The sequence below is a fragment of the Pseudomonas sp. 44 R 15 genome, from assembly GCF_900004965.1.
Classification (GTDB): domain Bacteria; phylum Pseudomonadota; class Gammaproteobacteria; order Pseudomonadales; family Pseudomonadaceae; genus Aquipseudomonas; species Aquipseudomonas orientalis_A.
Map to the genome: position 1 here is coordinate 38,292 of NZ_CVTU01000099.1, position 7,160 is coordinate 45,451.

The window sequence follows — 7,160 nt, forward strand, 5'->3', positions numbered from 1 at the left end:
TAACTGTAGGAGCGAGCTTGCTCGCGAAGGTCGTCAACGCTCATGCGGGGCATCAGGCACCCCGCAGCGCTCTTGAATTTTTCGCGAGCAAGCTCGCTCCTACAGGTTTTGTGCGTTACTTGCCCGATTTGATCTTGGTCCAGCTGCGGGTCATTTCACGCTGGGTTGCAGCCGGCAGGTCGGCAATGGCGTAGAGCTTGGCCTGCACTTCTGCTGACGGGTAGATGCCCGGGTCACTGGTGATGTCTTTGTCGACCAGTGCGGTGGCTTTCTCGTTACCGTTCGGGAAACGCACGCTGTTGGTGATCGAAGCCATCACTTCCGGCTTGAGCAGGTAGTTCATGAACGCGTAGGCGGCTTCGACGTTTTCAGCATCTTTCGGGATGGCGACCATGTCGAAGAAACTGCCGGCGCCTTCTTTCGGAATGTCGTAGGCCACCTTGACCTTGCCACCGGCTTCAGCCGCACGGGACTTGGCCTGCTGGATGTCACCCGAGTAACCCACGGCCACGCAGATGTTGCCGTTGGCCAGGTCCGAGATGTACTTGGACGAGTGGAAGTAGCCAATCGAAGGACGGATTTTCAGGAACAGGTCTTCGGCTTGCTTGAGGTCGGCTTTCTTCTGGGTGTCGGTCGGCAGGCCCAGGTAATGCAGCGCAATCGGCAGCATTTCGGTCGGCGAATCGAGGAAGCTCACGCCGCAGCTTTTCAGCTTGGCGATGTTTTCCGGCTTCATCAGCACATCCCACGACTCGATCTTGTCCACGCCCAGCGCGGCCTTGACCTTCTCCGGGTTGTAGCCGATACCGATCGAGCCCCACATGTACGGGAACGCGTGCTTGTTGTCCGGGTCGCTGACCGACACGGCCTTGAGCAGGGATTTGTTCAGGTTGCTGTACTCAGGCAGCTTGGACTTGTCCAGCTCCTGGTACACGCCGGCCTTGATCTGCTTGGCCAGGAAGTTGTTCGACGGTACGACGATGTCATAGCCGGACTTGCCTGCCAGCAACTTGGCTTCCAGGGTCTCGTTGCTGTCGAACACGTCGTACACCACCTTGATGCCCGACTCCTTTTCGAAGTTGGCGATGGTGTCCGGTGCGATGTAGTCGGACCAGTTGTAGACGTGCAGGACTTTATTGTCCGCCTGGGCCACGCCCGCCATTGCGCCCATCAGGGACAAGGCGAGGAGGGTCTTGCCAGCGTTTTTCAAACCTAATGCCTTCATTGGATGATGCTCCGATTTTTCTTTTTGGGCCGCACGTAGTAAATGTTTCGGGCCCAGCCAAAGGGCAACAAAACAGGACGACAGTCTGGCAAGTTCGGGGGCCCCCTTTCAACCGGCCCCCACATTTATCTACTCAGTCCTGCAATGCCGCCAACGTCAGGTCCAGGCACTGGCGGGCCTTGGTCACCAGCTCGTCGATTTCAGCCTTGCTGATCACCAGCGGCGGCGAAATGATCATGGTATCGCCCACGGCGCGCATGATCAGGCCGTTTTCGAAGCAGAAGGTTCGGCAAATCATGCCGGCGCCCTTGCCTTCGTAGCGCTTGCGCGTGGCCTTGTCCTGCACCAACTCGATCGCACCGAGCATACCCACACCGCGCACTTCACCCACCAGTGGATGGTCGGCCAGTTCCCGCAGACGTTTCTGCAAATACGGTGCCGTTTCTTCATGCACGCGGCTGACGATTTTTTCATCGCGCAGGATGCGGATGTTTTCCAGGGCCACCGCCGCCGCCACCGGATGCCCGGAGTAGGTGAAACCGTGGTTGAAATCGCCGCCTTCGTTGAGCACGGCCACCACGTCGTCGTGCACGATCAGGCCGCCCATGGGGACGTAGCCGGACGTCAGGCCCTTGGCGATGGTCATCATGTGTGGCTTGAGGTCGTAGAAATCGCTGCCGAACCACTGCCCGGTACGGCCGAAGCCGCAGATGACTTCGTCGGCGACAAACAGGATGTCGTACTTGGCGAGGATTTCCTTGATGCGCGGCCAGTAGCTGTCAGGCGGCACGATCACGCCACCGGCGCCCTGGATCGGCTCGGCAATAAAGGCACCGACGTTGTCCACGCCCAGTTCCAGGATCTTCTCTTCCAACTGGTTGGCGGCCCAGATCCCGAATTCTTCAGGGCTCATGTCGCCACCTTCGCCAAACCAGTACGGCTGGGCGATGTGGGTGATGCCCGGGATCGGCAGGTCGCCCTGCTCATGCATATAGGTCATGCCGCCCAGGCTGGCGCCGGCCACGGTGGAACCGTGGTAGCCATTCTTGCGGCTGATGATGATTTTCTTGTTCGGCTGGCCCTTGATCGCCCAGTAGTGGCGGACCATGCGCAACATGGTGTCGTTGCCTTCGGAGCCGGAACCGGTGAAGAACACGTGGTTCATCCCGGCCGGTGCGACGTCGGAAATGACTTTGGCCAGTTCGAGTACCGGCGGGTGGGCAGTCTGGAAGAACAGGTTGTAGTACGGCAGTTCTTTCATCTGTTTGGCGGCGGCGTCGGCCAGTTCATCGCGACCGTAACCGATCGCCACGCACCACAGGCCGGCCATGCCGTCGAGGATCTTGTTGCCTTCGCTGTCCCACAGGTAGACGCCGTGGGCTTTGGTGATGATCCTTGGGCCTTTCTCTTTCAATTGCTTGAAGTCGCTGAACGGCGCGAGGTGGTGATCATTGCTCAAGGCTTGCCATTCACGGGTTTGCGGGTTGTTGCTGGACATACCGATCTCCTGGAATTTTCGGTGAAGGGCGCGCCATGTGAAGGCGCGCCCGGCGCATCAGACGGCGAAGAGCAGGAATTCCCGCTCCCACGAACTGATCACGCGCTTGAAGTTTTCATGCTCGGCCCGCTTGACCGCGACGTAGCCTGTGATGAATTTCTGCCCCAGGTATTTTTCGATGGTCTTGCTGTTTTCCATGCGTTCCAGGGCGTCCTCGATGGTCAGCGGCAGGCGCAGGTTGCGCCGCTCGTAACCACGGCCCACCACGGGTGCGCTCGGGTTATGGCCTTCGACCATGCCGATGTAGCCACACAGTAAACTGGCGGCAATCGCCAGGTACGGGTTGGCGTCGGCGCCCGGCAAGCGGTTTTCCACGCGGCGGTTCTGCGGCCCGGCATCCGGTACGCGCAGGCCCACGGTGCGGTTTTCTTCACCCCATTCCACGTTCACCGGCGCCGAGGTGTCGGGCAGGAAGCGGCGGAATGAATTCACGTTGGGGGCGAATAAAGGCAGCAACTCGGGGATGAATTTCTGCAGGCCGCCAATATGGTTGAGGAACAGCTGGCTCATGCTCCCGTCTTCGTTGGAGAACACGTTCTTGCCGGTGGCGATGTCGATGATGCTCTGGTGCAGGTGCATCGCGCTGCCGGGCTCGCCGGTCATGGGCTTGGCCATGAAGGTGGCGGCCACATTGTGCTTGAGCGCGGCTTCACGCATGGTGCGCTTGAACACCAGGATCTGGTCGGCCAGGGACAGCGCATCGCCGTGACGGAAGTTGATTTCCATCTGTGCGGTGCCGTCTTCGTGGATCAAGGTATCGAGGTCCAGCTCCTGCAGTTCGCACCAGTCATAGACGTCTTCGAACAGCGGGTCGAATTCGTTGGCGGCTTCTATAGAGAAGGACTGGCGCCCCGTCTCCGGTCGACCGGAACGGCCAATCGGCGGTTGCAGCGGGAAGTCCGGGTCTTCGCAGCGCTTGGTCAGGTAGAACTCCATCTCCGGCGCCACGATAGGCTGCCAGCCACGGTCGGCGTAGAGCTTGAGGACTTTCTTGAGTACGTTGCGCGGCGACAGCTCGATCGGGTTGCCTTGCTTGTCGTAGGTGTCGTGGATCACCTGGGCGGTCGGCTCGATGGCCCAGGGCACCAGGAATACCGCGTTCTGGTCGGGGCGGCAGATCATGTCGATGTCGGCCGGGTCGAGCAATTCGTAATAGATGTCGTCTTCGACATAGTCGCCGGTCACGGTCTGCAACAGAACGCTTTCGGGCAGGCGCATGCCTTTTTCGGCGATGAACTTGTTGGTCGGCGAAATCTTGCCCCGGGTGATGCCGGTGAGGTCGCCAATCATGCATTCGACTTCTGTGATCTTGTGGTCTTTCAACCAATCGGTGAGCTGGTCGAGGTTGTTACTCATAAATGCCTCTGGGCTGGGTTTCCTGGCATCCGTTAAAGGCCAGGCGTTGGTTGACGCAGCATCCGCGTCGTGTGTTCATTCAGGGTAGGAGCTTACCTGCCATTTGCTGCAACGTTGCATTCCTCACGCCAAAGTTGTGCGCAATTTTGATCGGCGAGGTGGACAAGGGCTTGTCAGTGGCGGATGAGATGGCAAAGAAGAGGCCGGACCGGCCGTCAAGAATATTAGCCGGTGCGCGAGCATTGACGCGGGACGAAAGGACTGCGGACAACGCCCGGTTCGAGCAGGCATAGACACCCAATGGTGGCAGGTGAAACATGAAGCACCCCGATATTATTGCTGTTATGGGTTTGAATCGAGCTTAGCCTTGTTCATTTTCTTACACAACACCCCCGTAAAAAATACAACACGGCCCGCTCAAGCCGGCTGGTCCCAAGACCCTGAAACCCAAAAAACCGCTCTAAAAAGCCCCAAAAAAGGCGCCACGGCGCTTTTTTAGGGCAAAAAAGGCCTCGCTTGACTTCGGCATGCCGTTCGGGTTGACTGAAACCAGAAAAGATCAATGATTGATATTTTTAACAACAAAGGTGTTGCATCATGTCGGTACCCCCGCGTGCCGTTCAGCTTAACGAAGCGAACGCGTTCCTTAAGGATCATCCTGAGGTTCTGTACGTAGACCTTCTAATTGCGGATATGAATGGTGTGGTGCGCGGCAAGCGCATCGAACGCACCAGCCTCCACAAGGTTTACGAGAAGGGCATTAACCTGCCTGCCTCTTTATTTGCCCTGGATATCAATGGCTCGACGGTGGAAAGCACCGGCCTGGGCCTGGACATCGGCGATGCTGACCGAATCTGTTATCCAATCCCCGACACCCTGTGCAATGAACCCTGGCAAAAGCGCCCTACCGCGCAACTGCTGATGACCATGCACGAACTCGAAGGTGAACCCTTCTTCGCTGATCCACGCGAAGTACTGCGCCAAGTGGTGAGCAAGTTCGACGACATGGGCCTGACCATCTGCGCCGCCTTCGAGCTTGAGTTCTACCTGATCGACCAGGAGAACGTGAACGGCCGCCCTCAACCGCCGCGCTCGCCGATCTCCGGCAAACGCCCGCATTCGACACAGGTCTACCTGATCGACGACCTCGACGAATACGTCGACTGCCTCCAGGACATTCTGGAAGGTGCCAAGGAGCAAGGCATCCCGGCCGATGCCATCGTCAAGGAAAGTGCCCCGGCGCAGTTCGAAGTGAACCTGCACCACGTCGCCGACCCGATCAAGGCCTGCGACTACGCGGTACTGCTCAAGCGCCTGATCAAGAACATCGCCTACGACCATGAGATGGACACCACCTTCATGGCCAAGCCTTACCCGGGCCAGGCAGGCAACGGTTTGCACGTGCACATCTCCATTCTGGACAAGGACGGCAAGAACATTTTTGCCAGCGAGGATCCCGAGCAGAACGCCGCATTGCGTCACGCGATCGGCGGTGTGCTCGAGACCCTGCCCGCCCAGATGGCGTTCCTGTGCCCCAACGTCAACTCCTACCGCCGTTTCGGCGCACAGTTCTACGTGCCGAATTCGCCGTGCTGGGGCCTGGACAACCGCACCGTGGCGATTCGTGTACCGACCGGCTCGTCCGATGCGGTGCGCATCGAACACCGCGTGGCCGGCGCCGATGCCAACCCTTACCTGCTGATGGCTTCGGTATTGGCCGGCGTGCACCACGGCCTGACCAACAAGATCGAACCGGGCGCGCCCGTGGAAGGCAACAGCTACGAGCAGAACGAACAGAGCCTGCCGAACAACCTGCGCGATGCCCTGCGCGAGTTGGACGACAGCGAGGTGATGGCCAAGTACATCGATCCCAAATACATCGATATCTTCGTCGCCTGTAAGGAAAGCGAGCTGGAGGAGTTCGAACACTCCATCTCCGACCTTGAGTACAACTGGTACCTGCATACCGTGTAAGCGGTTGCGGTGTTGAAGAAACGCCACAGGCTTGAGGGTCTGTGGCGTTTTTTTTGCGCTGCACTCTCGTTCCCGCGCTCCGCGTGGGAATGCATCAAGGGACGCTCCGCGTCCCAAGAGCAGACGCGGAGCGTCCAGTGAGGCATTCCCACGCAGAGCGTGGGAACGATCCTAGGGTCGCGTACAATGCCCGCTGCCTTGTAGGAGACTTCCATGACAACCGCCGCCCCTCGCAAACCTCGCGCCCGCAGTCAAGCGCGGATCGACGCGATCCTGGACGCCGCCCGCGCCTTGCTGGCGGCCGAAGGCGTGGCCGGTTTGTCGATCTACAGCGTGGCCGAACGGGCGCAGATCCCGCCATCGTCGGTGTACCACTTTTTCGCCAGCGTGCCGGCACTGCTGGAGGCGTTGACGGCCGATGTGCACGCCGCCTTTCGCGCGGCCATCCAGGCGCCCATCGAACACGACTCGCTCAAGACCTGGCGCGACCTGTCCTGCATCGTCGAGCAGCGCATGCTCGCCATCTACAGCCATGACGCCGCCGCGCGCCAGTTGATCCTGGCCCAGCATGGGTTGACTGAAGTGACCCAGGCGGATCGTCAGCATGACCTGGAACTCGGCGATTTGATGCTGGCGGTATTCAACCGCCACTTTGAAGTGCCGACACTACCGAGCGATGTGGATGTGTTCGCCCTGGCGCTTGAATTGAGCGACCGCGTGTATGCGCGCTCGGTGCATCAGCATGGGCAGATTACGCCGCGCATGGCGCAGGAAGGCATGCGGGTGTTTGATGCGTATGTGGGGCTTTATTTGCCGGCTTACCTGCCCAAGCGCTGAGTCTTGTGTTGGCTGGGCCGGCGTCATCGGGGGCATAGGTATCTACACACCTGCGTAGCACCCAACCGTAACCACGATGCGAAGCGAGTCGCTCTTGATCTGGCTTTTGATCTTGGTCTTAGGCGCCCCGTTAAACCACGCTGGCCGAACGCAGGCTTGAATCCGTGGGTAACCCGGCAGGACGCCGGGTTAGCCGCACTGGGCCATGGA

Annotated in this window: 5 protein-coding genes; 2 read left to right on the plus strand and 3 right to left on the minus strand. The window is 59.4% G+C overall.

The features are described 5' to 3' along the window. Nucleotides 1-115: 115 nt before the first annotated feature. The 3 genes from BFP93_RS16375 to BFP93_RS16385 form a co-directional block, all read right to left on the minus strand. Nucleotides 116-1,210 (minus strand): polyamine ABC transporter substrate-binding protein, encoded by a 1,095-nt coding sequence (locus BFP93_RS16375; protein WP_065893990.1) that lies wholly within the window; start codon nucleotides 1,208-1,210, stop codon nucleotides 116-118. 148 nt (nucleotides 1,211-1,358) lie between these two features. Then, nucleotides 1,359-2,723, minus strand: a complete 1,365-nt coding sequence (locus tag BFP93_RS16380; RefSeq protein ID WP_065893884.1) for an aspartate aminotransferase family protein — start codon at nucleotides 2,721-2,723, stop codon at nucleotides 1,359-1,361. Between the two features lie 57 nt (nucleotides 2,724-2,780). Then, entirely contained in the window at nucleotides 2,781-4,139 is a 1,359-nt protein-coding gene (locus tag BFP93_RS16385) for a glutamine synthetase family protein (protein WP_057723413.1), read from the minus strand. 597 nt (nucleotides 4,140-4,736) lie between these two features. On the opposite strand from BFP93_RS16385, the gene BFP93_RS16390 reads away from it, so the two are divergent. Both BFP93_RS16390 and BFP93_RS16395 read left to right on the plus strand, forming a co-directional pair. Next, nucleotides 4,737-6,113, plus strand: coding sequence for a glutamine synthetase family protein (locus BFP93_RS16390; protein WP_003176781.1), 1,377 nt, complete (start codon nucleotides 4,737-4,739; stop codon nucleotides 6,111-6,113). A 213-nt stretch (nucleotides 6,114-6,326) separates the two neighbouring features. Next, nucleotides 6,327-6,950 carry a TetR/AcrR family transcriptional regulator gene (locus BFP93_RS16395; protein WP_065893885.1) on the plus strand — a complete coding sequence of 208 codons (624 nt, stop codon included), beginning with the start codon at nucleotides 6,327-6,329 and terminating at the stop codon, nucleotides 6,948-6,950. Nucleotides 6,951-7,160: the final 210 nt, after the last annotated feature.